21 protein-coding genes and 2 pseudogenes are annotated in these 23836 nt (G+C 74.5%); 13 read left to right on the plus strand and 10 right to left on the minus strand.

All coding sequences use genetic code 11. The annotated features are described in order from the left end of the window. Positions 1 to 186: 186 nt before the first annotated feature. Positions 187 to 1191 (plus strand): NAD-dependent epimerase/dehydratase family protein, encoded by a 1005-nt coding sequence (locus tag ACSNN7_RS16960; protein WP_436681772.1) that lies wholly within the window; start codon positions 187 to 189, stop codon positions 1189 to 1191. Between the two features lie 68 nt (positions 1192 to 1259). Here ACSNN7_RS16960 and ACSNN7_RS16965 read toward each other — a convergent pair whose 3' ends face one another. After that, positions 1260 to 2234 carry an Acg family FMN-binding oxidoreductase gene (locus ACSNN7_RS16965; RefSeq protein ID WP_436681773.1) on the minus strand — a complete coding sequence of 325 codons (975 nt, stop codon included), beginning with the start codon at positions 2232 to 2234 and terminating at the stop codon, positions 1260 to 1262. Positions 2235 to 2419: 185 nt separating this feature from the next. On the opposite strand from ACSNN7_RS16965, the gene ACSNN7_RS16970 reads away from it, so the two are divergent. After that, complete coding sequence (locus tag ACSNN7_RS16970; RefSeq protein ID WP_436681774.1) at positions 2420 to 3058, plus strand: response regulator; 639 nt, start codon at positions 2420 to 2422, stop codon at positions 3056 to 3058. Positions 3059 to 3100: 42 nt separating this feature from the next. On the opposite strand, the gene ACSNN7_RS16975 is transcribed toward ACSNN7_RS16970, so the two are convergent. The 7 genes from ACSNN7_RS16975 to ACSNN7_RS17005 all read right to left on the minus strand — a co-directional run bounded on the left by ACSNN7_RS16975 (position 3101) and on the right by ACSNN7_RS17005 (position 11797). Next, the gene (locus ACSNN7_RS16975; protein WP_436681803.1) at positions 3101 to 4774 is read right to left on the minus strand and encodes a GAF domain-containing protein; all 1674 of its coding nucleotides are present in this window, start codon (positions 4772 to 4774) and stop codon (positions 3101 to 3103) included. A 95-nt stretch (positions 4775 to 4869) separates the two neighbouring features. Then, the gene (locus ACSNN7_RS16980) at positions 4870 to 5883 is read right to left on the minus strand and encodes an Acg family FMN-binding oxidoreductase (RefSeq protein ID WP_436681775.1); all 1014 of its coding nucleotides are present in this window, start codon (positions 5881 to 5883) and stop codon (positions 4870 to 4872) included. Between the two features lie 157 nt (positions 5884 to 6040). Further along, on the minus strand, positions 6041 to 6889 hold the full coding sequence (locus tag ACSNN7_RS16985) for a universal stress protein (RefSeq protein ID WP_436681776.1): 849 nt from the start codon (positions 6887 to 6889) through the stop codon (positions 6041 to 6043). Positions 6890 to 6920: 31 nt separating this feature from the next. Further along, on the minus strand, positions 6921 to 9323 hold the full coding sequence (locus ACSNN7_RS16990) for a phosphoketolase family protein (protein WP_436681777.1): 2403 nt from the start codon (positions 9321 to 9323) through the stop codon (positions 6921 to 6923). Positions 9324 to 9449: 126 nt separating this feature from the next. Beyond that, positions 9450 to 10280, minus strand: a complete 831-nt coding sequence (locus ACSNN7_RS16995; protein ID WP_436681778.1) for a universal stress protein — start codon at positions 10278 to 10280, stop codon at positions 9450 to 9452. A 116-nt stretch (positions 10281 to 10396) separates the two neighbouring features. Beyond that, positions 10397 to 10960 carry a TetR/AcrR family transcriptional regulator gene (locus ACSNN7_RS17000; RefSeq protein WP_436681779.1) on the minus strand — a complete coding sequence of 188 codons (564 nt, stop codon included), beginning with the start codon at positions 10958 to 10960 and terminating at the stop codon, positions 10397 to 10399. 30 nt (positions 10961 to 10990) lie between these two features. After that, positions 10991 to 11797, minus strand: coding sequence for a PP2C family protein-serine/threonine phosphatase (locus ACSNN7_RS17005; RefSeq protein ID WP_436681780.1), 807 nt, complete (start codon positions 11795 to 11797; stop codon positions 10991 to 10993). A 114-nt stretch (positions 11798 to 11911) separates the two neighbouring features. Between ACSNN7_RS17005 and ACSNN7_RS17010 the strand changes: the two genes are divergently transcribed. The 10 genes and pseudogenes from ACSNN7_RS17010 to ACSNN7_RS17055 all read left to right on the plus strand — a co-directional run bounded on the left by ACSNN7_RS17010 (position 11912) and on the right by ACSNN7_RS17055 (position 20090). Beyond that, a complete protein-coding gene (locus ACSNN7_RS17010; protein ID WP_436681781.1) occupies positions 11912 to 12148 on the plus strand; it encodes a helix-turn-helix domain-containing protein in 237 nt (78 codons plus the stop codon). Continuing rightward, positions 12148 to 12333 (plus strand): annotated as a pseudogene (locus ACSNN7_RS17015) (Clp protease N-terminal domain-containing protein); the annotation flags it as partial. The gene ACSNN7_RS17010 and the pseudogene ACSNN7_RS17015, both read left to right, overlap by 1 nt. A 189-nt stretch (positions 12334 to 12522) precedes the next feature. Then, positions 12523 to 12699: pseudogene (locus ACSNN7_RS17020) on the plus strand (Clp protease N-terminal domain-containing protein); the annotation flags it as partial. A gap of 191 nt (positions 12700 to 12890) precedes the next feature. After that, positions 12891 to 13898 (plus strand): diacylglycerol/lipid kinase family protein, encoded by a 1008-nt coding sequence (locus ACSNN7_RS17025; RefSeq protein WP_436681782.1) that lies wholly within the window; start codon positions 12891 to 12893, stop codon positions 13896 to 13898. Continuing rightward, entirely contained in the window at positions 13891 to 14895 is a 1005-nt protein-coding gene (locus tag ACSNN7_RS17030) for a YihY/virulence factor BrkB family protein (protein WP_436681783.1), read from the plus strand. Before ACSNN7_RS17025 ends, ACSNN7_RS17030 begins: the two co-directional genes overlap by 8 nt. 79 nt (positions 14896 to 14974) lie before the next feature. Further along, positions 14975 to 16465, plus strand: a complete 1491-nt coding sequence (locus tag ACSNN7_RS17035) for a phosphatase PAP2 family protein (protein ID WP_436681784.1) — start codon at positions 14975 to 14977, stop codon at positions 16463 to 16465. A gap of 10 nt (positions 16466 to 16475) precedes the next feature. Next, positions 16476 to 17285 (plus strand): endonuclease/exonuclease/phosphatase family protein, encoded by an 810-nt coding sequence (locus ACSNN7_RS17040; protein ID WP_436681785.1) that lies wholly within the window; start codon positions 16476 to 16478, stop codon positions 17283 to 17285. Positions 17286 to 17551: 266 nt separating this feature from the next. After that, a complete protein-coding gene (locus ACSNN7_RS17045) occupies positions 17552 to 18325 on the plus strand; it encodes a hypothetical protein (protein ID WP_436681786.1) in 774 nt (257 codons plus the stop codon). A gap of 74 nt (positions 18326 to 18399) precedes the next feature. Then, complete coding sequence (locus tag ACSNN7_RS17050) at positions 18400 to 18921, plus strand: SigE family RNA polymerase sigma factor (RefSeq protein ID WP_436681787.1); 522 nt, start codon at positions 18400 to 18402, stop codon at positions 18919 to 18921. After that, positions 18918 to 20090, plus strand: a complete 1173-nt coding sequence (locus tag ACSNN7_RS17055) for a hypothetical protein (protein WP_436681788.1) — start codon at positions 18918 to 18920, stop codon at positions 20088 to 20090. Before ACSNN7_RS17050 ends, ACSNN7_RS17055 begins: the two co-directional genes overlap by 4 nt. 113 nt (positions 20091 to 20203) lie before the next feature. Here the strand turns inward: ACSNN7_RS17055 and ACSNN7_RS17060 are convergent, their stop codons facing one another. Both ACSNN7_RS17060 and ACSNN7_RS17065 read right to left on the minus strand, forming a co-directional pair. Beyond that, entirely contained in the window at positions 20204 to 21103 is a 900-nt protein-coding gene (locus tag ACSNN7_RS17060; RefSeq protein ID WP_436681789.1) for an alpha/beta fold hydrolase, read from the minus strand. Then, the gene (locus ACSNN7_RS17065) at positions 21100 to 22062 is read right to left on the minus strand and encodes a TIGR03557 family F420-dependent LLM class oxidoreductase (RefSeq protein WP_436681790.1); all 963 of its coding nucleotides are present in this window, start codon (positions 22060 to 22062) and stop codon (positions 21100 to 21102) included. Before ACSNN7_RS17065 ends, ACSNN7_RS17060 begins: the two co-directional genes overlap by 4 nt. Positions 22063 to 22476: 414 nt before the next feature. Between ACSNN7_RS17065 and ACSNN7_RS17070 the strand changes: the two genes are divergently transcribed. Further along, a complete protein-coding gene (locus tag ACSNN7_RS17070) occupies positions 22477 to 23823 on the plus strand; it encodes a cellulase family glycosylhydrolase (RefSeq protein WP_436681791.1) in 1347 nt (448 codons plus the stop codon). The last annotated feature ends 13 nt before the right edge of the window (positions 23824 to 23836 follow it).

Raw genomic sequence — 23836 nt, forward strand, 5'->3', positions numbered from 1 at the left:
CCCGTGACCGGCGGCATCCCGGGGGCGGAATGGCGGCCGGGCCGGGACACCCTTGGACGGGGTGCTGCCCGGACCACCCGCGAGCCACCACGCCCACCGCCTCGGACGCCCGGTTCTGCCGATGGCAGATCCGCTACCGGTGAACGGGGGGTCCGTCGGCGCCCGGGACAGGACACGCTGGGACGCATGAGACTCCTGGTGCTGGGCGGAACGGGGTTCGTCGGCGGCGCGACGGTCGCCGAGGCGGTACGCAGAGGCTGGTCGGTGACGGTGTTCAACCGGGGTGTGCACGGCGCCGTGCCGGCGGGCGTACACCGGTTGCGGGGTGATCGGACGGCGCCGGATGGCCTGGCGGCGCTGGCCGGTGGGGAGTGGGACCTGGTGGTGGACACCTGGGACGGCGCGCCCCGGGCGGTGCGGGACGCGGCGCGGGCGTTGGCCGGGTCGGTGCCGCACTACGTCTATGTCTCCAGCGGCTCCGTCTACGCCCAGCCGGTGCCGGCCGGGGTGGGGGAGGAGGCGCCGGTGGTGGACGCCGCGCCCGACGCCGACGACGGCGACTACCCGCAGAACAAGGCGGGCGGGGAGCGGGCCGCGGTCCAGGTGTTCGGGGACGCCGCGCTGCTCGTCCGGGCCGGGCTGATCCTCGGGCCGGGGGAGGACATCGGCCGGCTGCCCTGGTGGCTGGAGCGGGTCGCCCGGGGCGGGGACGTGCTGGCACCCGGCCCGGAGGACCTGCCGATCCAGTACGTGGACGTGCGGGACCTGGCCGCCTGGATGCTCGACCGGGGCGCGGAGCGGGTCGGCGGGGCGTTCAACGTGATCGGCCGCACCGGGCACGCGACCATGGGGGAGTTGCTGGCGGCGGTGGTGGCGGCGACCGGGTCGGGCGCCCGGCTCCGGTGGACGGATCCGGAGCACATCCTGGCGGCCGGGGTGCTGCCCTGGAACGACCTGCCGGTCTGGGTGCCGCGCGGCCACGAGTTCCGCTGGTTGCAGGAGCGGGGCGTGGAGAAGGCGTACGCGTCGGGGCTGACCTGCCGTCCGGTGGCCGAGACGGTCGCGGACACCTGGCGGTGGCTGCGGCAGGTGGGGTCGGTGCCGGCCCGGGCCGGGCGGCCGGCGCGCGCGGCGGTGGGGCTGGACCCGGAGCGGGAGGCGGTCCTGCTGGGCAGCCCGCGTCCCGCCTGAGTCCCTGCCGGCCCCGGCGACGGGGGCGGGGCCGGCAGCCGCCCGGCGGCGCGGGCGAGGGGTACGGCTCAGGCCGACACGACGGGCAGGTCGAGCACCTCGTCCACGCTCCGCCGGGGGGTGGCCACGCCGGGCAGGCCGTAGCCGACCCGCATCACCATCTGCGGCGTGCCGAACCGGCCGAGCGACAACCGCAGCGCCTCGCGTGCCCCCGGCACCTCGATCGGCTGGGACAGCAGGGAGACGCTCAGCCCGGCGTCGGTCGCGGTGAGCAGCACCCGTTGCAGGGCCTGCCCGGCCAGGACCTGGTCGGCGGCGGTGTTGCCGGCGGAGCCGAGGACGGCGACCAGTGGCTCCGGCTCGAAGTCCCGGCCGGGGGCGCGGCTGTGGTCGCCGAAGCCGCGCATCGGCAGCAGATCCTGCGGTTCGCTCTGCGGGCCGCCGGCGGCGGCCGGTACTCCGTCGGGCGCGGGTTCGCGGCGGATCCACGCCGCCCGTTCCCGCCGGTAGTCGGGGTCGCGTTCGAGCACCCGGTGGGCGCTGCGGGCGACCGCGGCGAAGGCGTTGACCGCGCTGGTGCCGATGACCAGCTCCAGCCAGCACTGCTCGGCGCGGGCCGCCTCGCCGAGACGCCATCGAACGTCGGCCGGCACCGGGTCCGGCCAGAACGGCGCGCGGTTGCTGAACCGGCGCGGGACGGCCGCGTACAGGCTGCGGTCGGTGGGGGTGGCGGGCCGTGGGGTGGCCGGGACCAGCCGGGCGAGCACGTCCGGTTCGGTCGGGTACGGCCGTAGCCGCACCGTGGCCGGGGTGCCGGCGACGGCGAGGGCGAGGCGCAGGTTGAACAGGGCCGCCCCGCAGGAGATCCGGGCGCCCCAGCCGCTCGGGTCGGTGGCGGGCAGCCGCCGGGCCGGGTCGAGCGACAGCTCGATGCCGCCGTCGCGGAGCCGGAACCGCCAGGGCTGGGTGTTGTGCAGCGACGGCGCGCGGACGGCGTCCGCGGTGGCGGAGCGCAGCTGCGCGACGGTGAAGCCGGTGTCCATGGTGATGCTCCTTCCGTGGCAGGTCGGGCCGCCACCCGCTGGTTCACCTGTAGAGTGCGTCACCGCCCGGTGGGCGGGGCAGGGCCGGACGTCCCGTCCGCCCGGGCCCCCCTTCCCGCGCTGACGCCGCAGGGTAGGGACCTTCGGCCCGTGCCGACGACGGCCGGGGCGGGTAGAAACGAGGAATGATCCGGGTGTTCCTCCTCGACGACCACGAGGTCGTCCGTCGTGGCCTTGCCGACCTGCTGCAGAGCAGCGGTGACATCGAAGTGGTCGGCGAGTCCGGCTCCGCGCAGGAGGCCGTCCGGCGTATCCCCGCCCTCCGGCCGGAGGTGGCGATCCTCGACGCCCGGCTGCCCGACGGCAACGGCATCGACGTGTGCCGGGACGTCCGGGCCGTGGACTCCTCGATCAAGGGCCTGATCCTCACCTCGTACGAGGACGACGAGGCGCTCTTCGCCGCGATCATGGCGGGGGCGGCAGGTTACGTGCTCAAGCAGATCCGCGGCACCGACCTGGTGGACGCGGTGCACCGGGTGGCGGCCGGTCAGTCCCTGCTGGACCCGGCGATCACCACCCGGGTGCTGGAGCGCATCCGCAGCGGCGTCGAGCAGCCCCGGGAGCTCAAGACGCTCACCGAGCAGGAGCGCCGCATCCTGGAGTACGTCGCCGAGGGGCTGACCAACCGGGAGATCGCCGGGAAGATGTTCCTGGCCGAGAAGACGGTGAAGAACTACGTCTCCAGCGTGCTGGCCAAGCTGGGCCTGGAGCGGCGTACCCAGGCGGCGGTGCTCGCCACCCGCCTGCTCGGCAAGACCCGCTGAGCGCGTCGCCACCCGGGCACCCGCCGCCCTGACGGCACCGGCTCAGTCGCGCAGTGGGACGGACCAGAACAGCTCGGTGCCGTGCGGCTGCGCCCGGCTTACCTCGAACTCGCCGCCGTGGCGCTCGGCGCGCTCGCGCAGGTTGACCAGCCCGCCGCGCGCGGCGGCCGGGTCGCAGCCGACGCCGTCGTCGGTGACGGTGACGGCGACCCGGGCGGCGTCGACCCGGACGGTGACGGCGACCCGGGTGGCCTCGGCGTGCCGGACGGCGTTGGACAGCGCCTCGCGCAGCACGGCGGTGAGGTCGGGGCGGACCGGTTCCGGCACGGCGCTGTCGATCGGCCCGTCCAGCTCCACGGCGGGGCGGAAGCCGAGCGACTCGGCGGCCAGGTCGATCGCTTCCCGGATCTCGGTGCGCAGCGCCGCGCTCATCGGGGTGCGCAGCTCGAAGATGGTCCGCCGGATGTCCCGGATGGTGGCGTCGAGGTCGTCGACGGCGGCGTTGATCTGCTTGGTGACCTCGGGCCGGGCGGTCATCGGGGCGGCGCTCTGCAGTTGCAGGCCGGTGGCGAAGAGCCGCTGGATCACCACGTCGTGCAGGTCACGGGCGATCCGTTCGCGGTCCTCCAGGACCACCAGCAGCTCCCGTTCCTCCTGGCCGCGGGCGCGTTCCATGGCCAGCGCGGCCTGGCCGGCGAAGCTGCCCAGCAACCGCACGTCGTCGTCGGCGGTGCGCGCGGAGTCCGGCCGGTGCGCGATCACCAGCACGCCGTGCAGGGTGTCGGCGGCGGCGAGCGGGGACACCACGGCGGGGCCGGCGACCACCGGCGCCGGCCAGGGGGCGGCCTGGGCGAGGTTCTCCACCAGCTCGTGCCGGTGCTCCGTGACCGGGCCGGCGAAGCTGGTCTCGGCGGCCGGCAGCACCGCACCGACCAGCCCCCGGTCGGTGCCGTCGGCGGTGTCGACCACCTCGACGGTGAACTGGCCGGCGTCGGCGTCGTAGAGCAGCACCAGAGCCAGCTCCGCCTCGGCGACCTCCCGGGCCCGGCGGGCCACCAGGGTCAGCGCGTCGGTACGCCGGACCTCGCCGAGCAGCACCGAGGTGATCTCGGCGGTGGCGGCGAGCCAGCGTTCCCGCCGGTGCGCCAGCGCGTAGAGGCGGGCGTTCTCGATGGCCACGCCGGCCGCGGCGGCGAGCGCGACCACGATCTCCTCGTCGTCCTCGGTGAACTCCGGGCCGCCCTGCTTCTCGGCCAGGTAGAGGTTGCCGAAGACCTGGTCGCGGATGCGGACCGGCACGCCGAGGAAGCTGTGCATCGGCGGGTGGTGCAGCGGGAAGCCGTACGACTTGGGGTGCCGGGTGATGTCGGGCATGCGTACCGGGCGCGGTTCGTCGATGAGCAGGCCGAGCACGCCCCGCCCGTGCGGCAGGTCGCCGATCCGGGCGTGCAGCTCGTCGCTGATGCCGTGCACGATGAAGTCGTGCAGCAGCCGGTCCGGCCCGATCACGCCGAGCGCGCCGTAGCGGGCGCCGACCAGCTCGCAGGCCGACTCCACGATGCGTTGCAGGGTGCTGCGCAGGTCGAGGTCGGTGCCGATGCCGACCACGGCGTCCAGCAGGGCGCGCAGCCGCTCCCGGCTGGTGACCACCTCGCCGACCCGGTCGAGCATCTCCTGGAGCAGCTCGTCGAGGCGTACCCGGGACAGCGGGCTCAGGCCCAGCGACGGGGCGAGGGGCTCGTGCCGGGGGCTCGGCGTGCTGGCGACCACGCAGGCGATGCTATCGCCGGTGGCCGCCGGGCACGAGATCGTCAGGAGTGCTGATCGCGTACGGCCGAGGTGTCGACCACCTGCTCGGCAGGGAGCCGCGGGGTGTGCGGCGGCCCCGCGTGAGCCGGGTCCGCGATCCCCAGCCGCACCACGAGGTACGGGAAGCCGAGCCCGCTGAGCAGCTGACGCAGCGTCTGCCGGGTGCCGGGCACCTCGGCCACGCCGGAGAGCGGCACCACGGACACGCCGAGGCGGGTGGCGGTCAGCCAGAGCGCGGAGAGCGCCTCACCGGCGCGCAGCCAGCTGTCCGGCTCGTCCTCGTCGCCGTAGAGCAGCGCGTACACGGCGGCCTTGTCGTGGCCGGGGCCGACCGGCAGGGTGCCGGGGCGGCCGAAGTCGCGGCCGGGGACGGTGGTCTGCGGCTGCTGCTCGGGCAGCACCTCCGGCGGCAGGCCGGTGCCGGCATCGGCCGCCCGGCTGGTCCAGTACTGCAGCTCCTCGCGCACCTGCGGGTCCTTCGCCTCGACCACCTCGGCGCGGGAGGCGGCGGCGGCCAGCTCCATCACCTGGTCGGAGTCGAGGAGCTGCAGGCGGGTGCCCTCGGCGGCGGCCGCCCGGGCGAGGTCACCGACGGCGGCGGTCGGCACCGGCTCGTCACTGACCGGCCGCCGGTCGGTGTGCCGCACCTGCATGCACTGCACCATGCGCATGGCATCCGGATCCGTCCCGGAGCGGTGCAGCCCGGTGAGCCGGGCCAGCAGGTCCGGCTGGGCCGGGTCGGGCAGCCGCTCCACGACCGCCGTCCAGCCCTCGGCGGCCAGCGCGAGCCGGGCGTGGTGCAGCGCCGCGCCGCAGCTGATGGCGAGCAGCCGCCCCTCCGGGTCGGTGGCGGTGAGCTGACGGTCCCGGACGATCCGCAGTTCCAGCGCGTCGGGCAGGACCACCCACCGCCAGGGTTGCGTGTTGTGCACCGAGGGGGCGTAACCGGCGGTCGCGGCGGCCTCCGCGAGCGCGGTGGTCAGCGGGCGATCCTGGGCCGGCTTCTCGTGGCTCATCGTGACGACCTTTCCGTGTTGCTCATGTTGCCCGTCGCACCCATCCCGGCGGGCAGCGGGGCGGGTCGCATTCCATCCATCCTGCGCGATGTCCGGGTCCGCCGCAGCGCAGGCGGACCGGGCCCGGCCACCGGGCGCGCAGCCGCGCCCGGTGCCGTCAGCGTTCCCGGGCCACCACGACCGGGCACGAGGCGTGCTGCAGCAGTTGCTGGCTGACCGAGCCGAGCAGCATGCCGCGCAGCCCGCCCAGGCCGCGGCTGCCCACCACCACGAGCTGGGCGCTGCGGCTGGCTTCCACCAGGGCCGCGGCCGGGTTGCCGGGCAGCACCTCGACGTCGACGCCGGCGTCGGGGAGGGCGTCCCGCCAGGGGGCGAGGGCCTCCTGGACGGCCGCCCGTCCCGCGGCGACGGCGGCGCGCTCGTCCTGTTCCGGCGGTGCCGCGAGGACCCGCACCACCCGCAGCGGCACCCGCCGCTGCGCGGCGCTCTCGACGGCGAAGCCGAGCGCCACCCGCGCGGCCTCGGAGCCGTCGACGCCGACCACCACCGGCCCGGCCGCGGGGGCCTGCCCGGCCCGGACCACCGCCACCGGGCAGTGCGCGTGGGCGGTCACCGCGACGGCGGTCGAGCCGGCGAGCAGGCCGGCGAAGCCACCGTGCCCGCGACTGCCCAGCACCAGCAGCCCGGCGTCGGCGGACCGCTCCTGCAGCACCAGGGCGGGCGGCCCGTCGTACACCTCGCCCCGCACCGTCAGGCCCGGCCGCGCGGCGGCGGCGTCGGCGACCGCCTTGCGGACCAGCTCCTCGACCTGGCGGCGGGCGGTCTCGTCGGGCCAGATGCCGGGGGCCACCCCGGGGCCGATCCAGCCGGTCACGGCCAGCCACTCGAAGACGTGCGCCAGGCGGACCGCCCGGCCGCTGCGCTGCGCCTCGTCCAACGCCCAGTCCAGTGCCACCCCGGCGTCGGCGGAACCGTCGTAGCCGACCAGGATCTCGGCGCCGCTCATCGGGCCCACCGTCCCGCGCCGGGCGATCGGCTCACTGCCCACTCCGCAGGGCGGGGTCGGTCTCGCGGATCCAGCGCCACTCGGCGACCCGGGGGTCGTCCTCGCCGTGACGGCGGGTGTAATCGCGGCAGGACTGCCGGGCGTCGACCATCTCCTGGCGCAGGTGGGCGGCGCGCGCGGCGAGCCCCGGCACCCGGTCGATGACGTCGATGACGAGGTGGAAACGGTCCAGGTCGTTGAGCATCACCATGTCGAACGGCGTGGTGGTGGTGCCCTCCTCCCGGTACCCGCGCACGTGCAGGTTGTCGTGGTTGGTCCGCCGGTAGGTGAGCCGGTGGATCAGCCACGGGTAGCCGTGGTACGCGAAGATGATGTGCTTGTCGCGGGTGAAGATGGTGTCGAACTCGTTGTCCGTCAGGCCGTGCGGGTGCTCCGACGGCGGCTGCAGCCGCATCAGGTCGACCACGTTGACCACCCGCACCTTCAGCTCGGGCAGGTGCCGGCGCAGCAGGTCCGCCGCGGCGAGGGTCTCCAGGGTCGGCACGTCGCCCGCGCAGGCCAGCACCACGTCCGGTTCCGCGCCCTCGTCGGTGCTGGCCCAGTCCCAGATGCCCAGGCCACGGCGGCAGTGCTGGATCGCCTCATCCATGGTCAGCCAGTTCGGCGCGGGCTGCTTGCCGGCCACCACCACGTTGATGTAGTGCCGGCTGCGCAGGCAGTGGTCCATGGTGGAGAGCAGCGTGTTGCCGTCCGGCGGCAGGTAGACCCGGACCACCTCGGCCTTCTTGTTGACCACGTGGTCGATGAAGCCCGGGTCCTGGTGCGAGAAGCCGTTGTGGTCCTGCCGCCAGACGTGGCTGGAGAGCAGGTAGTTCAGCGACGCCAGCGGCTTGCGCCACGGGATGCCCCGGGTCACCTTGAGCCACTTGGCGTGCTGGTTGACCATCGAGTCGACGATGTGGATGAACGCCTCGTAGCTGGTGAAGATGCCGTGCCGGCCGGTGAGCAGGTAGCCCTCCAGCCAGCCCTGGCACAGGTGCTCGGAGAGCACCTCCATCACCCGGCCGTCGGGGGAGAGGTGGTCGTCGCCGTCGACCGTGCCGGCGACGAACGTCCGGCCGGTGACCTCGAAGGCGGCGCCGAGCCGGTTGGAGGCGACCTCGTCGGGGCCGAAGAGGCGGAAGGTCTGCGGGTTGGCGGTGATCACGTCGCGGACCCACGGGCCGAGGACGCCGGTGGCGCCGGCGGCCGGCTTGCCCGGCTGCTGGACGTCGACCGCGTAGTCCCGGAAGTCCGGCAGCTCCAGGTCGCGCAGCAGCAGGCCGCCGTTGGCCACCGGGTTGGCGCTCATCCGGCGGGCGCCCCGCGGTGGCAGGGCGGCCAGCTCGGCGACCGGGCCGCCGGTGGCGTCGAAGAGCTCCTCCGGGCGGTAGCTGCGCAGCCAGCGCTCCAGCTCGGCCAGGTGGGCCGGGTTGCTGCGCACCTCGGAGACGGGCACCTGGTGGGCCCGGAAGGTGCCCTCGACCCGCTTGCCGTCGACCTCGCGCGGACCGGTCCAGCCCTTCGGCGTGCGCAGGATGATCATGGGCCAGCGGGGGCGCTCGACGGCGCCGCCGGAGCGAGCCCGCCGCTGGATCCCGGTGATCTCGTCGACCGCCCGGTCCAGCGTGGCGGCGAGGGCCTGGTGCACCGTGGCGGGGTCGTCGCCGGCGACGAGGTATGGCTGGTAGCCGAAGCCGTGCATCAGCTCCATCAGGTCCTCGCCGGGGATCCGGTCGAGCACCGTCGGGTTGGCGATCTTGTAGCCGTTGAGGTGCAGGATGGGCAGCACCGCCCCGTCGCGGGCCGGGTTGAGGAAGACGTTGGAGAGCCAGCTGCCCGCCAGCGGCCCGGTCTCCGCCTCGCCGTCGCCGATGACGCAGGCGACCAGCAGGTCCGGGTTGTCGAAGGCCGCGCCGTACGCGTGGCTGAGGGCGTACCCCAGCTCACCGCCCTCGTGGATCGAACCCGGCACCTCCGGCGCCACATGGCTCGGGATGCCGCCGGGGAAGGAGAACTGGCGGAACAGCCGGGCCATGCCCCGCTCGTCCTGGCTGACGGCGTGGTACAGCTCGCTGTAGGTGCCCTCCAACCAGGTGTTCGCCACCAGGGCCGGACCGCCGTGGCCGGGGCCGGTGACGAAGATGGCGGACAGGTCGCGCTGGACGATGACCCGGTTGAGGTGCGCGTAGAGCAGGTTCAGACCCGGGCTAGTGCCCCAGTGGCCGAGCAGGCGCGGCTTGAGGTGCTCGGGCCTCAACGGCTCGCGCAGCAGCGGATTGTCCAGCAGGTAGATCTGCCCGACGGTGAGGTAGTTGGCCGCCCGCCAGTAGGCGTCCAGCCGGCGCAGCTCGTCTTCGGTCAGTGGGCTGTGCAGGTCGAGAGCGGTGTCCATGCTGCAATAGCCTCTCGCGCGTCGGGGACTTCTGCGTCCCTAAGGCGGATATCCACCCGGGCCGGTCCAGCGTCGCCTGCCGGGGCGCGAGCGGATCAGGGTCGTTGGTCCCGGAACCGGGGGGCGTCATGGCCCGTCCGGCGAGGTGCCGGTCAGTCCGCGTACGACGATCACCGGCGACGGCGCGTGGTAGAGCAGGCTCTGGCTCACCTCGCCGAGCATCCCGCGCCACGGTTCGTCGCCCCGGGCGCCGACCAGCGCCAGCTGGGCCGACCGCGACTGCTCGACGAGGACGGCGCTCGGGTCGCCGTGGATGGTGTGGCACTCCGCGGCGACGCTGCCGTGCCGCCGCCCGGCCTCGGCCACCGCCTCGATGAGCAGGTCCTCGCCGTCGTCGGGGCGTCCCGGCTCGATGACCCGCACCGCGAGCAGCCGGGCCTGCCGGCGGGCGGCGCAGTCGAAGGCGAAGTCGAGCGCGATCCGCGAGCTCGGTGATCCGTCCACCCCGATCAGCACCGGCCCGGCGACGGGCGGGTCAGGGCGGACCACCAGCACCGGGCAGCCGGCCCGGGCGGCGAGCTGCACCGCCGGGGCGTCGGCCGGCGCGCAGCCTCCGCGACCGGCCATGCCGCTGTCGCCGATGGCCACCAGGAACGCCGACTGGGAGCGGCGGATCAGCGCCGCGACCGGCGGCCCCTCGACGACCTCGCCGCTTACCGACAGCTCCGGCTCCACCGCGGTGGCGGCCGCGGTGGCCTGGGAGATCATTTCGTCGGCCTCGACGCGGGGTTCGAAGACCGAGCTGGCCTCGAACGCCGCCTGCCAGTTGAAGGCGTGCAACAGGGCCAGGTCGCGGCCGTGCTCGGCGGCCTCCCGGGCGGCCAGCCGGACGACCTCCAGCGCCCGCGGTGACGTGCTGACGCCGGCCACCACGGGCGCGCCGCTGGATGTGGTCATCCGGCTCACCTCCCGGGCGTCCCGCACCGTACGGCCACGCCGACGCCACCGACGCTAGTCGCGCCGCCGCCCGGGCGGGCCGGGATCGGTACACCGGGGCGGGCGCGTTCGGCGTGTCAGGCGGGAGTTGCCGGGTGGGCGAGGCCGGCGACGACCAGCGCGACCCCGTCGCGCAGCCGCCGCCGTGGCAGGTCGGGGTCGGTGAGGTCGGCCTCCAGGCCGCGGGTGAGCGCGACCAGCACGTCGGCGACGGCGCGGGCACGCGGGCCGGCGGCGTCGGCGAGCGCGCCGGCGACCACGTCGGTCAGCTCCCCGGTGTACGCCTCGACGAGGTCCCCGGTGAGCCGGGTGCTGGTGTCGAGGAGTTCGGCGGCGTGCCGGCTCTCCCGGTGCAGCCGCAGGGTGAGGTCGAGCTTGGCGGCGAGCACGTCGTGCAGGCGCTGCGCCAGGTCGGCGCCGGGCGCGGTGGCCGCGCTGCGGGCCTGGGCGAGGGAGTCGGCGAATAGTCGTTCGGCCAGCCGGCGGTACGCGTCGTCCTTGTTGCGCACGTACTGGTAGACGGCGGGGCGGGACATCCCCGCGGTGGTGGCGATGTCGTCCATCGTGGTGCGGCGCACGCCGTGCCGGGTGAAGCACTCGTACGCGGCGGCGAGGATGGTCTCCAGACGCTCGGTCGACATGCTGACGATAATTGCACGGAATGTCAGCAATCAGGGGTGTGCGCCGTCACCCTCGCCCGCGGGCTGGACGCGGAGCACCACGGCGGTGGCGTTGTCCTCGCCGCCCTCGGCGAGGCTGATGGCCAGCAGGCTCCGGACCGCCCGCGTCGGGTCGCCGCCCGCGAGGGCCTCCCGCATCCGGTGGTAGTCGACCTGGTCGCTCACCCCGTCGGTGCACAGCAGCCAGGTGTCGCCGATCCTCAGCGGCACGGTGAGCAGGTCCGCGTCCGGGTTGTCGGGGTGACCGACGTAGCGCAGCAGCTGGTAGCGGGCCCGGGCGGCCTCCGGGGAGCCGGCCCGGTGCCAGCCGTGCAGCAGCCCCAGCCAGGCGGCCGTGTGGTCGACGGTCATCAGCTCCAGCACGCCGTCGCGCAGCCGGTACGCCCGCGAGTCGCCGAGCTGGAGCAGCCACACCTGCTCGCCGTCCGGCTCGACCAGCAGGGCGGTCACCGTGCAGCCGGTCAGCTCGGTCAGCCGCGCGCCGGCGGCGCGTACCAGGGAGCGGGCGTCGGCTACCGCCGCGCGCAGCTGGCGCGGGCCGACGGCCGGCCAGTCGGCGCGCACCGCCTCGACCAGGGTGGTCATCGTCGTGGTGCCGGCCACCCGGGCACCCTCGCCGGAGCCCATGCCGTCCACCACGGCGGCGAAGGGCAGCGTCGGGTCGACGTGCAGCACGTCGAAGTTGGCCGGATAGCGGTGGCCGACCACGCTGCCGCCGGCGATCTGCAACGCGACCCGCCCGGCGGTGAGACGGCAGGTCGTCGGCTCGGGTCGGTGGGTGGGGGCGCGGCGGAACATCAGCGGACCGTAACACCGCCGACCCCCTCGGTACGGGCCGTCCGGGGCCGTGTCGGCGACCGAACCTGTCAACGAAGGTTGACAGACCGGCGAGTGTCAACGTAAGTTGACGGCATGAGTCAGGCAACGGAACTCGCGGCGGCCGCCGGCAGCACCGACCCGAAGGTCGGGCTCCGGGCGGTGCTCGCCCTGCGCCGGCTCCTCGAACGGCTCGAGGTGGTCCAGGTGGACAACGCCCGACGGCAGGGCTGGTCCTGGCAGGACATCGCCGACGCGCTCGAGGTCAGCCGGCAGGCGGTCCACAAGAAGCACGCCGGGCGACCGGCGGTCCACCGAACCTGGGAGGCGTGATGTTCGAACGGTTCACCGACCGGGCCCGTGCGGTCGTCCACCGGGCGCTCGACGAGGCGCGGGCCGAGCGGCAGCGGCCGGTCGGCACCGAGCACCTGCTGCTCGGCGTCCTCGCCGACGACGACGCCCTGGCCGGCCGGGTGCTCGCCGAGGCGGGGGTGCGCGCCCAGGACCTGCGCGCGGCCATCGCCCGGCACACCGCGCCGGGCGCCAGCGGGCTCGGCGAGGCCGACGCCGCCGCGCTGCGGGAGATCGGCATCGACCTCACCGCCATCGTCGCCCGCATCGAGGAGTCCTTCGGCCCCGACGCGCTGCGCGAGGCCGTGCCCGCGCCGCGCCGCCGCTGGGGCTTCCGGCGGCACGACGCCGGACGGTTCTCACCCCGCGCCAAGAAGGTGCTGGAGCTCTCGCTGCGCGAGGCGATCCGGCTGCGCCACCGCCACATCGGCACCGAGCACATCCTGCTCGGACTGCTCCGCGAGGGCGGCGGCCTCGCCGCCCTGGTGCTCACCGAGGCCGGGCTGAACCTGGACGACCTGCGCCGCCGGGTCGAAACCGCCCTGCGGACGGCGGCCTGAAACGAGGGTGCTCCTCCGGCGCCGGCCGGGCCGGGGACGACCGAGCGCGCGGGCCGGGGCGAGCGGGCCGACCGGTGGCGGCGGACTTCAAACCTGATTGCGGCTTGTGCAACGTCGCCCCGCGTCGGCTCGCTGACCGGCCCCGCTTGCTGCACACTTGCGCCGTGGATGGTGGAGAGCAGACGCGCCCGGTGACCGCCGACGACGCCCCGCCGCGCTCGGCGGTGGTGGTCAACCCCTCGAAGGTGACCGATCTGGACCAGTTCCGCCGTATCGTGGACGACGCCCTCGCCGCGGCGGGCTGGCCCGCGCCGGCCTGGTACGAGACCACGGTCGAGGACCCGGGCCGGGGCCAGACCGAGGCGGCCGTCGAAGCCGGCGCCCAGGTGGTCTTCGCCTGCGGCGGCGACGGCACCGTGATGGCCTGCATCAGCGGACTGGTCGGCACCGAGGCCGCCCTGGCCGTGCTGCCGCAGGGCACCGGCAACCTGCTCGCCGCCAACCTCGGGCTCTCCAACGACCTCGCCGCCGGGCTGCAGGTGGCGGTGGAGCGCGGGATGCGCCGGCTGGACGTCGGCGCGGTCGAGGACCGGTACTTCGCGGTGATGGCCGGAATGGGCTTCGACGCCCAGATGCTCCAGGACACCTCCGAGACGACCAAGGCGCGCATCGGCTGGCCGGCGTACGTCGTGGGGGCCGCCAAGCATCTTCGCGACCGGCCGATGCGGGTGTCGATCCGCGTCGACGGCCGGCCGCCGCTGCGCCGCCGGGCCCGCACCGTGCTGGTCGCCAACGTCGGCCGGCTCCAGGGCGGGGTGCGCCTGCTCACCGACGCCGAGCCCGACGACGGCTGGCTCGACGTGGCCGTGCTCACCCCCCGTACGCTGCGCCACTGGCTGGCCATGGGCTGGGCCCTGGTACGCCGGCGGGGCAGCGTGCCCCGGATGGAGGTGTTGCGGGCCCGCCGCGTGGAGATCACCAGCAACCGGCCGCAGCCGCGGCAGCTCGACGGCGACCTGATCGAGCCCGGGCGCTCGCTCAAGGTCGAGATCAAACCGGAGTCGCTCTGGCTCTGCGTGCCACGCCCGGAGCGCCATCCCGACCTGGCCGCCGACGCCGACGCCGCGGCGGAGCGGGGTGAGCGGCTGATCGAGGAGGCCCGCCGTGAGTAGCACCAGGCTCGTCCCCGAGACCCGGTTGATGTCGGAGGAGGAGCTCTCCGCCGACGACGCCTGGCACACCCTGCGCCGGCAGGGCGGCTGGTGCCTGCTGCGGGACGCCTTCATCCGGTTCCGCTACGGCGACGGGTTCAGCCACTCCCGCGCCTTCGCCCTCCAGCTCTGCCTCGCCGTGGTGCCGTTCATGATCGCGTTGACCGGTCTGATCACCGAGCTCGGCGTGGAGGAGGGCGGCCAGGTGGTCGCCGACACCGTGCTGGCCCTCACCCCCGGCCAGAGCGAGTCGGTGGTCCGCGAGCTGCTCGGCGACGGGGAGCGCACCGAGCGGGCCGGGGAACTGGCGCTCACCCTCGGTCTGCTCACCGGCCTGGTCGCGCTGACCACCACGATGGCCCAGATCGAACGCGGCGCCAACCGGATCTACGGCGTGGAACGGGACCGCCCGGCCCTGGCCAAGTACGCCCGGGCCGCCGTGCTCGCGGTGACCGCCGGCGTACCGGCGCTGGCCGGGTTCCTGATCCTGGTCGGCGGCGGGGCGATGGGCGAGTCCGTGCAGCGGCACTACGAGTGGGGCGCGTTCGCCGCCGGCGCCTGGGACGTGATCCGCTGGCCGCTGAGCCTCGGGTTGACGGTGCTCGCGGTCGCGGTGCTCTTCCGGCAGGCGCCCCGGCGCAACCAGCCCGGCCTGTCCTGGCTCTTCTTCGGCGCCGGGATCGCCACCGTGCTCTGGTGGGTGGCCAGCCTGCTGCTCGCCGGGTACGTGCGGTTCAGTGACGGGTTCGGGCAGACCTACGGCGCGCTGACCGGGATGATGGCCCTGCTGCTCTGGGCCAACCTCACCGGCGTGGCACTCTTCGGCGGCCTGGCCTTCGCCGCCCAGCTGGAGGCGATGCGGATCGGGGTGCAGGAGCCGGCCCAGCCGGACCTGTGGGAGCCGGAGTCCGAGCGGGGGGAGCCGCTCTACGACACCGGTGAGATGACCTCGCTGTAGCCGTCGCCGCGGTCACCCCCGGTGTACGCGGAGCGCGGATCGGGTACAGCGCCTCGCCAGGAGCGAGAGGGAGGCTGCCGTGAGCGCGGTCATCGACGTGTTACGACGACCACTGGGTCACTTCACCGAGCGGACGCTCGCCGGCCTGGCACTCGTGCTCGGGACCGGCGTCGGCTTCGGGCTGCTGCTGGTGCTGGTCCGGGTCCGCTGGACCCCGCTCTACGACGTCGACCACGGCGTGGCGGCCTGGCTCAACGACCTGGTCGCGCCGCACGGGCCGCTGGTGACCGTGCTCAACGCCCTCACCGACCTGGGCGGCCGGGCGGTGCTCATCTGGCTGATCTCGGTCGCCGTGATCGGGCTGCTGATCCGTCGGCAGAGCCGGCTCGCGGTGTTCCTGATCGTGACCGGGCTCGGCGCGCTGATCCTCGACCCGGCGCTGAAGACCCTGGTCGACCGGTTGCGCCCCGAGGTGGAGGTGCCGATCGGCACCTACGCCGGGGACAGCTTCCCCAGCGGCCACGCGCTGGGCTCCTTCGTCGCGTACGGGGCGCTGCTGCTGGTGTTCCTGCCGGCCCTGTCGCCCCGCTGGCGCAAGCCGGCGATCGCCCTGGTCGCCCTGGTCGTCTTCCTCATCGGCCTGACCCGGGTCGCGCTCGGCGTGCACTTCGTCTCCGACGTGCTCGGGGCCTGGCTGCTCGGTGCCGCCTGGCTCGGCGTCACCGCGTACGCCTTCCGGCTGTGGCGGCTGGAGCGCGGCCGCCGGGTGCCGGCGCTGACCGAGGGGCTGGAGCCCGAGGCCGCGCACGAGGTCGCCCCCGCCCCCGACGAGGCGCACGTGCTGCCGCACCCCCGGGCCGCCGTCTTCGAGCTGCTGGCCGGCTGGGTGCTGGTGCTCGGCGCGCTCTACGGCTTCGGGATGTTCGTCAGCTACTACGCCGGCGGAACCTTCTTCGCCACCTTGGACACGGAGGTGCCGAGGTGGTTCGCCGAGCACCGCACCCCGGGCCGGGACGACGTCAGCTACTGGTGGAGCAAGGCCGGCGACACCCACGCCATCCTGCTCATCTCGCTGGTCTTCTGCCCGCTCGTACTGGCGGTGTGGCGGCGCTGGCGGCCGGTGCTCTTCGTGGCGCTGACCATGTTCGGCGAGCTGAGCCTCTTCCTCGCCTCCTCCGCGGCGGTGGACCGGCCGCGCCCGCCGGTGGGCAACCTGGACGGCCCCATGCCGACCTCCTCCTTCCCCTCCGGCCACATCGCGGCGACGATCTGCGTCTGGGCGGCGATCACGCTGGTCGTCCTGCCGCGCACCGACCGCTGGTGGCGCTGGCTGTTCGTGGCGCTGGCCGTGATCATGCCGGTCGGGGTGGCCGTCTCCCGGATGTACCGGGGCATGCACCACCCGACGGACTTCATGGGCGCGATCCTGCTCAGCGCGCTCTGGATCGGCCTGCTCTACTGGGTGGTCCGCCCCAACGCCGACGTCTACGAGGGCAACCGGCCGGCGATCGAGTCGGAGCAGATCGGCGAACTCGACGACGAGCTGGCCAAGGCCGCCCGGCCGCAGTGAGGCGGCGCCCATGCTGCGGGTGATGACCTGGAACATCAGGACCGGCGGGCGGGACCGGCACGGGCCCGACCGCCGGGACCTGCTGCTCGGGGTGGCCACCGCGCAGCGGCCGGACGTGCTGGCCCTGCAGGAGCTGCGGGGCTTCGACCGGGGCGGGCTGCTCGACGACGTCGCGCGCCGGGTGGGCATGCGCCCGCACCTGGCGCGTTCCTGCTTCGGGCAGCCGGTGGCCGTGCTGGTCCGCCCGCCGCTGCAGGTGCTGGCGACCGGCCCGGTGCGCCGGCCGTTCCACCACGCCGCCGCCTGGGTACGGGTGGCGACCGCGTCGGGGCCGTTGACGGTGTTCAGCACCCACCTGCATCCGTACTCGGGCGGCCGGCGCCGGATGGAGGCGGACTGGCTGGCCGCCGCCGTGCGGCGTACCGGCTCCCCGCTGGCGCTGCTCGCCGGTGACCTGAACACCCTGGAGCCGACCGCGGAGCACACCGACCGGCTGGCGGGCCTGCCAATGCACTACCGCCGCCGGCACCTGCGCCGCGACGGCGGCACCGTCGACACCCGGGCCGTCGCCCGCCTGCTCGACGCCGGCCTGGTCGACCTCTGGCGGGCCCGCGCCCCCGGCGCGAGCGAGGCGGACGGGCTGACCGTGCCGACCCGGCACGGCGGGGCGGAGTTCGCCGGCATGCGGCTGGACTACCTGCTCGGCACGGCGCCGGTCGCCGCGCTGACCCGCGAGGTACGGGTGGTCCGGGGCGGCGACGCCGACCGCGCCTCCGACCACTATCCGGTCGTCGCCGAGCTGGACCTGCGCCCGGCCTGACCCGGCTCGCCGCCAGCGCACGAAGGCCGGCCGCCCGATCGGGGAGGTGACCGTCCGCGTCACCCGCGAGGGCGGGGAAGCTGTGCGCCGCCCACAACCCCCAATCGCGGCGGGTCGGGGCATCCCCGCCGCCGGTCACCCCGACACGCCGCATGTCGTGTCGACCGACGGCATCCCGGCCGCACCCCGGCGGCTGCCGGTGCAACCCTTCCGGCCGCCACGGCCATCACCACGGTGACGGCACTGACGACGCGGGGGAGCGGCCGATGCACGGCAGGGAAGACCTGGACCTGGTACGGCCGCTGTTCCGCACGGACTGGCTGCCCGACGGGATGACCCACCGGACGTGTGCCAGCCACCGGGGCGAACGGTCCCTGATCGCCTGGGAGGGTCCGGTGACGGGGCCGATGGCCGGCAGCCGGGTGGTGTCGGTGCGGGTGGGGCCCGCCGTCGACCTGACCGCGACACGGCGCGGCTGGCGGCGCGGCCCGGACGTGTCCGTGCAGGGCCGGACGGCACGGCTGGACGCCGACCCGGACGACGGGCACACCTCGCTGTCCTGGGAGCACCAGCCCGGCGTGGCGGTGACCGTGCTGGGCACCAACCTGTCCCGCCCGGCGCAGACGCTGGGCCGGATCGCCGAGGGGCTGGTCTGGACGGACCATCCGGCCCGGGTGCCCTTCCGCACCGTCGCCGCACCCGACGGCGCGCGCTGGGCGACGACGGTCCTGGACTGGCGGCACGGGCGATGGCACCGGGCGCGGTGCGGATACCGGGTGCCGGGCGCGGCGGGCCCGCACGAGGACCTGACCGTCGGTGTGGTCCGGGACGCCACGCCGGCCGCCGGAATGGCTGCCGCGCCGGGCGGCCTCGGGGCGTACCGGGTGGGTGGGCTGGGTGCGGACTGCGCCGCCGAGGTCGTCGTGCTCACCATCCGGGGTCTTGCCGCGCTGGGCGGCCCCGACGGCGCCCTCGCCCTCGCCGCCGCCGTGCGGCTGGTCGACCGTCCCGGAGACGAGGCGGCGTGGCTGCTTCCCTGACCCGTGCAACCGAACCGGGCCCCACGCCCATCCGTACGGTAAGGACGCCGGCGTCCGGGAACGGGGAGTGGTCGATGCATGCCGCGCAACGGCAGGAGTACGTCGAGTTCGTCGAGGCGGCGACACCGAAGCTGCGACGGGCGGCGTACCTGCTGACCGGTGACGCGCACCGGGCCGACGACGTGGTGCAGCAGACCCTGACCCGGCTCTACGTGAAGTGGGGCCGGGCGCGGGGCGCCGACGACATCGGCGCGTACGTGCACCGGATGCTGGTCAACGCGTTCCGGCAGGAGCGGCGCTCCCGCTGGTTCGGCGTGCAGCTCTTCGAACGGTCACCCGAGCCGGAGTCCCGGGGCGGTCCGTCCGGCCCCGGCGACTCGGTCGTGGACGCGGTGGCGGTGCGGACCGCGCTCGCGGCGGTGCCGCCCGGCCAGCGGGTGGTGCTGGTGCTGCGCTTCTACGCCGACCTCAGCGTGGAGCAGACCGCCGAGGTGCTCGGCTGTTCGACGGGGAACGTGAAGAGCCAGACGGCGCGCGGGCTGGCCGCGTTGCGCCGGCACTTGCCGGTGGGCGACGGGACGGAGGTGAACCGGTGAACCGGGACGACGAGACGCTGGTCCGGTCGCTGCTGGCCCGGGCGGCCGACGACCTGCCGGCCGGTGGCGTGCCGGCGCAGACGCTGCTGGCCGCGGGGGAGCGGGCGGTGCGCCGTCGCCGTGGGCTCGCCGCCGGTGCGGTGGCGGGCGTCGCCGCGGCGGTCCTTCTCGGGTCGGCGGTCCTGACGGGGGGCCTGCGTCCCGCCGTGACGCCCGGCGACGAGAAGTCTCCCCAGCCCAGCCGTAGCGCGCCGACGGCGACCCGGGGCTCCGCACCGACGGTGGCACCCGAAGCGCTGGATCCGAGGCAGCGGATGTTCCGCCTCGGATCGCTCCCCCCGAACGCCGGTCACCAGTCGTACCGCTCCGACCGAAAGATGATCATGGCGAGTGCGGACGTGCCGGACGCGATCAGCCCGGGCGGTCCGGTCGAGGCGGGCCCGATCATGGCATTCACCGGTTCGGTGATGGTGCGGATGGGAGCGCGTGGGGTCGACGTGCTCGCCGAGCAGCGGGAACCACAGCTGGGCGGCGGCCCGACTCCACCCCCGTTGCCGGGCAGGCCGGTCGCGCCGGTGGACGGTCACCCCGCCCACCTCTGGACCGGTGACGGGGAGACGGTGCTCTCCTGGGAGTACGCGCCGGGCGGCTCGATCTCCGTCACCGTGCGGGAGCTGCCCAGGCCGGAGGCCGTCGCGCGCCAGATCGTGGCGGGTCTGATCTGGGAGACGACGGCGATGACCGTGCCGTTCGCGCCGGTCGCCGATCCGCCCGGCAGCGTCCTTGACGGGGTGGAGGTGCGGACCTTCCGAGGACGGTGGCTCAGCGTCTTCGCGTACTACGCGGTGTCGACCGCGGCCGGTCGGGCCACCGGACGGGACGTCCTCGTCGGGGTGACCGACGGGATGTACGCGGGCGACGGCTCGGACTTCGGGGATACGAAGCTGACCGTGGCCGGCCGTCCGGCGTACGCGGTCGACGGGCCGAAGGGGTTCGGGGCGTACCGGGTGGCGCAGGTGCCGAGCTGCGCGCGTTGCGTGGCGGAGGTGAACCTCGAGAGCGAGGCGGGGTCGGCTTCGGTCGGAGGGCGGGACGGTGCCCTCGACCTCGCCGCGTCGATCCGCATGGTCGAGGGCAGCGACGACCCGGCCGCCTGGCGTCCCCTCTGAGCGTGGCCACCGCCGTCGGAGACGACGGCGGTGGCCCACCGGACGGGACGCCTAGATGATCACGTTCAGCAGCACCGTCAGCACGACCGAGGCGAGGATCGAGAAGAGGATCATCAGGAGGCAGCCGAGGCCGCCGCCGAGGAACCGGACCTCCGTGTTTCCGATGCGCATGGTTCCACCTTCGCAGTCTGGGGAGTGAGCAGGACTCGGATCGCGCCGGCCACCTGCCGGGGCGCGGTGGCGACCACGTTGTGCGCGGCGCGCGGCACGCTCGCCGTGCGCGCGCGGGGGATCAGCCGGGCCACCTCGGTCCGCCAGGCGGGCGGCGCCACGGTGTCCCTGGCCCCGCCCAGCACCAGGGTCGGCGCGGTGATCCGGACCAGGTCCTCCTCCACCGGGTTGCGCACCGAGTGCGACACGGTGGCGGCGACCCGCCAGGGGCGGGCGTCCCACACGTCGCGGAGCAGGACGGGCGCCTGTAGCGGCGCTTCCGCCACGGTGTCCAGCAGCCAACGGCCGATCAGGCCCCGGCGGGACCGGGCGGCCGGGTCGCTGGTCGGGCCGGCCAGCACCACTGCCCGGACCACCGAAGGCCGGCGCGCGGCCAGCGCGGCGACGACCTCCGCGCCGAACGAGTGCCCCACCAGGCAGGCGGGCGGCAGCCGGTACGCGGCCAGCCAGGCCGCCAGGAACGCGGCGTGCCGGCCGACGTCGTACGCCCGCCCGGGGCGCTCGGTCAGCCCGAAGCCGGGCAGGTCCGGCACGTACACCGGATGGGTGGTCGAGAGTTCGACGGCCAGCGGGGTGAGGTAGCGGTGGGAGACCGCGAGCCCGTGCACCAGCACCACCGGCGGCGCGTCACTGCCCGGGTTGCGGGAGCGGCGGGTGTGCGTGCGCAGGCCGTCCACCAGCCGCCACTCGCTGGTGAGCCCGGCGGCCGGGCGGGGTGCGGCCAGGGCGAGCCGCAGCTCCGCCGTCCCGAAGCGTCCCGGTGCGCGCCGGCGCAGCCTCACAGTTCGCGCAGCCGGGGGAGCAGTTCCTCCTGTGCCCAGTCCAGGAACATCGGCTGGGTCTCCCCGCCCACCTGCACGATCGCCACGTGGGTGAAGCCCGCGTCGACGAACTGCTTGAACGCCTCGACGTGCCGGTCGACGTCGGGGCCGCAGGAGATGCCCTCGGCGACGTCCTCCTCGCGGACGTACTGGGTGGCGGCGGCGAAGGCCTCCGGGCCGGGCAGGTCGGCGTTGACCTTCCAGCCCATGCCGAACCAGCGGAACTGGTCGTGCACGATCTTGCGGCATTCGGCCTCGTCCGGGCCGTAGCAGATGGCCACCTGGCCGTAGCGGGGCTGACCGGCGCCGCCCGCGTCGTCGTAGAGCTGGATGATCCGGCGGTCGGGTTCGGTGGCGACGATGCCGTCGGCGTACTCGGCGGCGAGCGCGGCCGACGACGGCCCGGAGGCCGCGACGGCCATCGGCACGGGCTCGTCCGGCCGGTCCCACAGGTACGCCTCCGGGACGTCGAAGTGGTTGCCGGAGAAGGTCAGGGTCTCGCCGTTGAGCAGCGGCCGGATGATCTGCAACGCCTCCTCGAACATCTCGTGCCGCTGCTGCACGTGCGGCCAGCCGCCGACCACGTGCTCGTTGAGGTTCTCGCCGGCGCCGAGGCCGAGGGTGAACCGGCCGTCGGAGAGCGTGCCGATCGTGCTGGCCTTCTGCGCGACCACGGCCGGGTGGTAGCGCAGGATCGGGCAGGTCACGAAGGACATCAGCTCGGCGCGGCTGGTGGCGTGGGCGACCGCGCCCAGCACCGACCAGGCGTACGGGGAGTGCCCCTGGGAGTCCAGCCACGGGTAGTAGTGGTCGGAGATCACCAGCTGGTCGAAGCCGGCCGCCTCCGCCCGCACCGCATAGTCGACGAGCTGCTTGGGGCCGGCCTGCTCGCACATCAGGGTGTAGCCGACGGTGACCATCCTGGTTTCTCCTTCCGCCCGACCGATCGTCACGGGATACCCCACCGGGTGCGGGTCAACCCCGGCCGTCCCCTTTCGGCGCGGCGTCCGCCCCGGTTCCCGCCGCCCGCCGCCTGCCCTTGACGACGGTTCGGGCGGCGGCCTAGGGTCCGGGCTTAACCGGTTCGGCGCCCCATGGCGGCACATCTTGTGGTGGGGTGCCGCCCGGTGGCGGGCCGCGGTCGGCGTGGGCTGCCACCGTTCGCGCCGCAGAGGCGGGGTTCAACTTAACCGGTTGCTTTCCCGATCGCATCGGCCTACGCTGATGCCTGCGCGCGACCAGGGAGTCGAGCGGCGGCTGCCGGGCTACAGCCGCCACGACCGTCGTCACCACCGCCACCCCGCCAGGGCACGGGGTCGACCCTGAGGAATGCCATGAGAAAGCGACTCACCGTCGCCGGCGCCGCCCTGCTCACCCTCCTCGCCGCCGTCTTCGCGTTCGTCCAGCCGGCCCACGCCGCAACCGGGTTCTCGGTCGCCAACGGCCGGCTCTACGACGCGGGAGGCGTCGAGTTCGTCATGCGCGGCGTCAACCACGCCCACACCTGGTACCCGCAGCAGACCAGCTCCTTCGCCAACGTCAAGGCGCTCGGCGCGAACACCGTCCGGGTGGTGCTGTCCAGCGGCGACCGCTGGACGAAGAACAGCGCCGCCGACGTCAGCAACGTCATCTCGCTCTGCAAGGCCAACCGGCTGATCTGCGTGCTGGAGGTGCACGACACCACCGGCTACGGCGAGCAGAGCGGGGCGATCACCCTCGACCGGGCGGTCGACTACTGGCTGAGCATCGCCGGTGCGCTCAACGGCCAGGAGAAGTACGTCATCGTCAACATCGGCAACGAGCCGTACGGCAACCAGGGCTACGCGACCTGGGCCACCGACAACGCCAACGCGATCAAGCGGCTGCGCGCCGGCGGGATCGCGCACACCATCATGGTGGACGCCCCGAACTGGGGCCAGGACTGGTCCTTCACCATGCGGGACAACGCCGCGACGGTGTTCAACGCCGACCCGGCCAGGAACACGGTCTTCTCGATCCACATGTACGGCGTCTTCGACACCGCCGCCGAGATCACCGACTACCTCGGCCGGTTCCGCAGCGCCGGGCTGCCCATCGTGGTCGGCGAGTTCGGCTTCAACCACTCCGACGGCAACCCGGACGAGGACACCATCCTGTCCTACAGCCAGGCCAACCGGATCGGCTGGCTCGGCTGGTCGTGGAGCGGCAACGGCGGCGGCGTCGAGTACCTGGACATGGCCACCAGCTTCAATCCGGCCCAGCTGACCAGCTGGGGTCAGCGGATCTTCAACGGCGCCAACGGCATCAGGGCGACCGCCAGAGAGGCCTCGGTCTACTCCGGCAGCACGCCGACCCCGCCGACCCCCACCCCGACCACGCCGCCGCCCACAACGCCCCCGGCCGGCGGCTGCACGGCCAGCTACACCATCGTCAACCAGTGGCAGGGCGGCTTCCAGGGTGAGGTGAAGGTGACCGCCGGCTCGGCCGCCATCACCGGCTGGACGACGAGGTGGACCTTCGCCAACGGCCAGACGGTCAGCCAGTCCTGGAACGCCGCGCTGAGCAACTCCGGTGCGTCGTACACCGCCCGCAACGTCGACTACAACGGCCGGCTCGGCGCCGGCGCCAGCACCAGCTTCGGCTTCGTCGCCGGCTGGAACGGCACCAACGCCGCGCCCGCGGTGACCTGCACCGCGAGCTGAACGACGGGGGAGC

The sequence above is a fragment of the Micromonospora sp. URMC 105 genome (genome assembly GCF_051386295.1).
GTDB lineage: Bacteria > Actinomycetota > Actinomycetes > Mycobacteriales > Micromonosporaceae > Micromonospora.

Coding starts and splice junctions, on each gene's coding strand:
- ACSNN7_RS16960 (WP_436681772.1), top strand. CDS start 187: ATGAGACTCCTGGTGCTGGGCGGAACGGGGTTCGTCGGCGGCGCGACG.
- ACSNN7_RS16965 (WP_436681773.1), bottom strand. CDS start 2,234: ATGGACACCGGCTTCACCGTCGCGCAGCTGCGCTCCGCCACCGCGGAC.
- ACSNN7_RS16970 (WP_436681774.1), top strand. CDS start 2,420: ATGATCCGGGTGTTCCTCCTCGACGACCACGAGGTCGTCCGTCGTGGC.
- ACSNN7_RS16980 (WP_436681775.1), bottom strand. CDS start 5,883: ATGAGCCACGAGAAGCCGGCCCAGGATCGCCCGCTGACCACCGCGCTC.
- ACSNN7_RS16985 (WP_436681776.1), bottom strand. CDS start 6,889: ATGAGCGGCGCCGAGATCCTGGTCGGCTACGACGGTTCCGCCGACGCC.
- ACSNN7_RS16990 (WP_436681777.1), bottom strand. CDS start 9,323: ATGGACACCGCTCTCGACCTGCACAGCCCACTGACCGAAGACGAGCTG.
- ACSNN7_RS16995 (WP_436681778.1), bottom strand. CDS start 10,280: ATGACCACATCCAGCGGCGCGCCCGTGGTGGCCGGCGTCAGCACGTCA.
- ACSNN7_RS17000 (WP_436681779.1), bottom strand. CDS start 10,960: ATGTCGACCGAGCGTCTGGAGACCATCCTCGCCGCCGCGTACGAGTGC.
- ACSNN7_RS17005 (WP_436681780.1), bottom strand. CDS start 11,797: ATGTTCCGCCGCGCCCCCACCCACCGACCCGAGCCGACGACCTGCCGT.
- ACSNN7_RS17010 (WP_436681781.1), top strand. CDS start 11,912: ATGAGTCAGGCAACGGAACTCGCGGCGGCCGCCGGCAGCACCGACCCG.
- ACSNN7_RS17040 (WP_436681785.1), top strand. CDS start 16,476: ATGCTGCGGGTGATGACCTGGAACATCAGGACCGGCGGGCGGGACCGG.
- ACSNN7_RS17045 (WP_436681786.1), top strand. CDS start 17,552: ATGCACGGCAGGGAAGACCTGGACCTGGTACGGCCGCTGTTCCGCACG.
- ACSNN7_RS17050 (WP_436681787.1), top strand. CDS start 18,400: ATGCATGCCGCGCAACGGCAGGAGTACGTCGAGTTCGTCGAGGCGGCG.
- ACSNN7_RS17065 (WP_436681790.1), bottom strand. CDS start 22,062: ATGGTCACCGTCGGCTACACCCTGATGTGCGAGCAGGCCGGCCCCAAG.
- ACSNN7_RS17070 (WP_436681791.1), top strand. CDS start 22,477: ATGAGAAAGCGACTCACCGTCGCCGGCGCCGCCCTGCTCACCCTCCTC.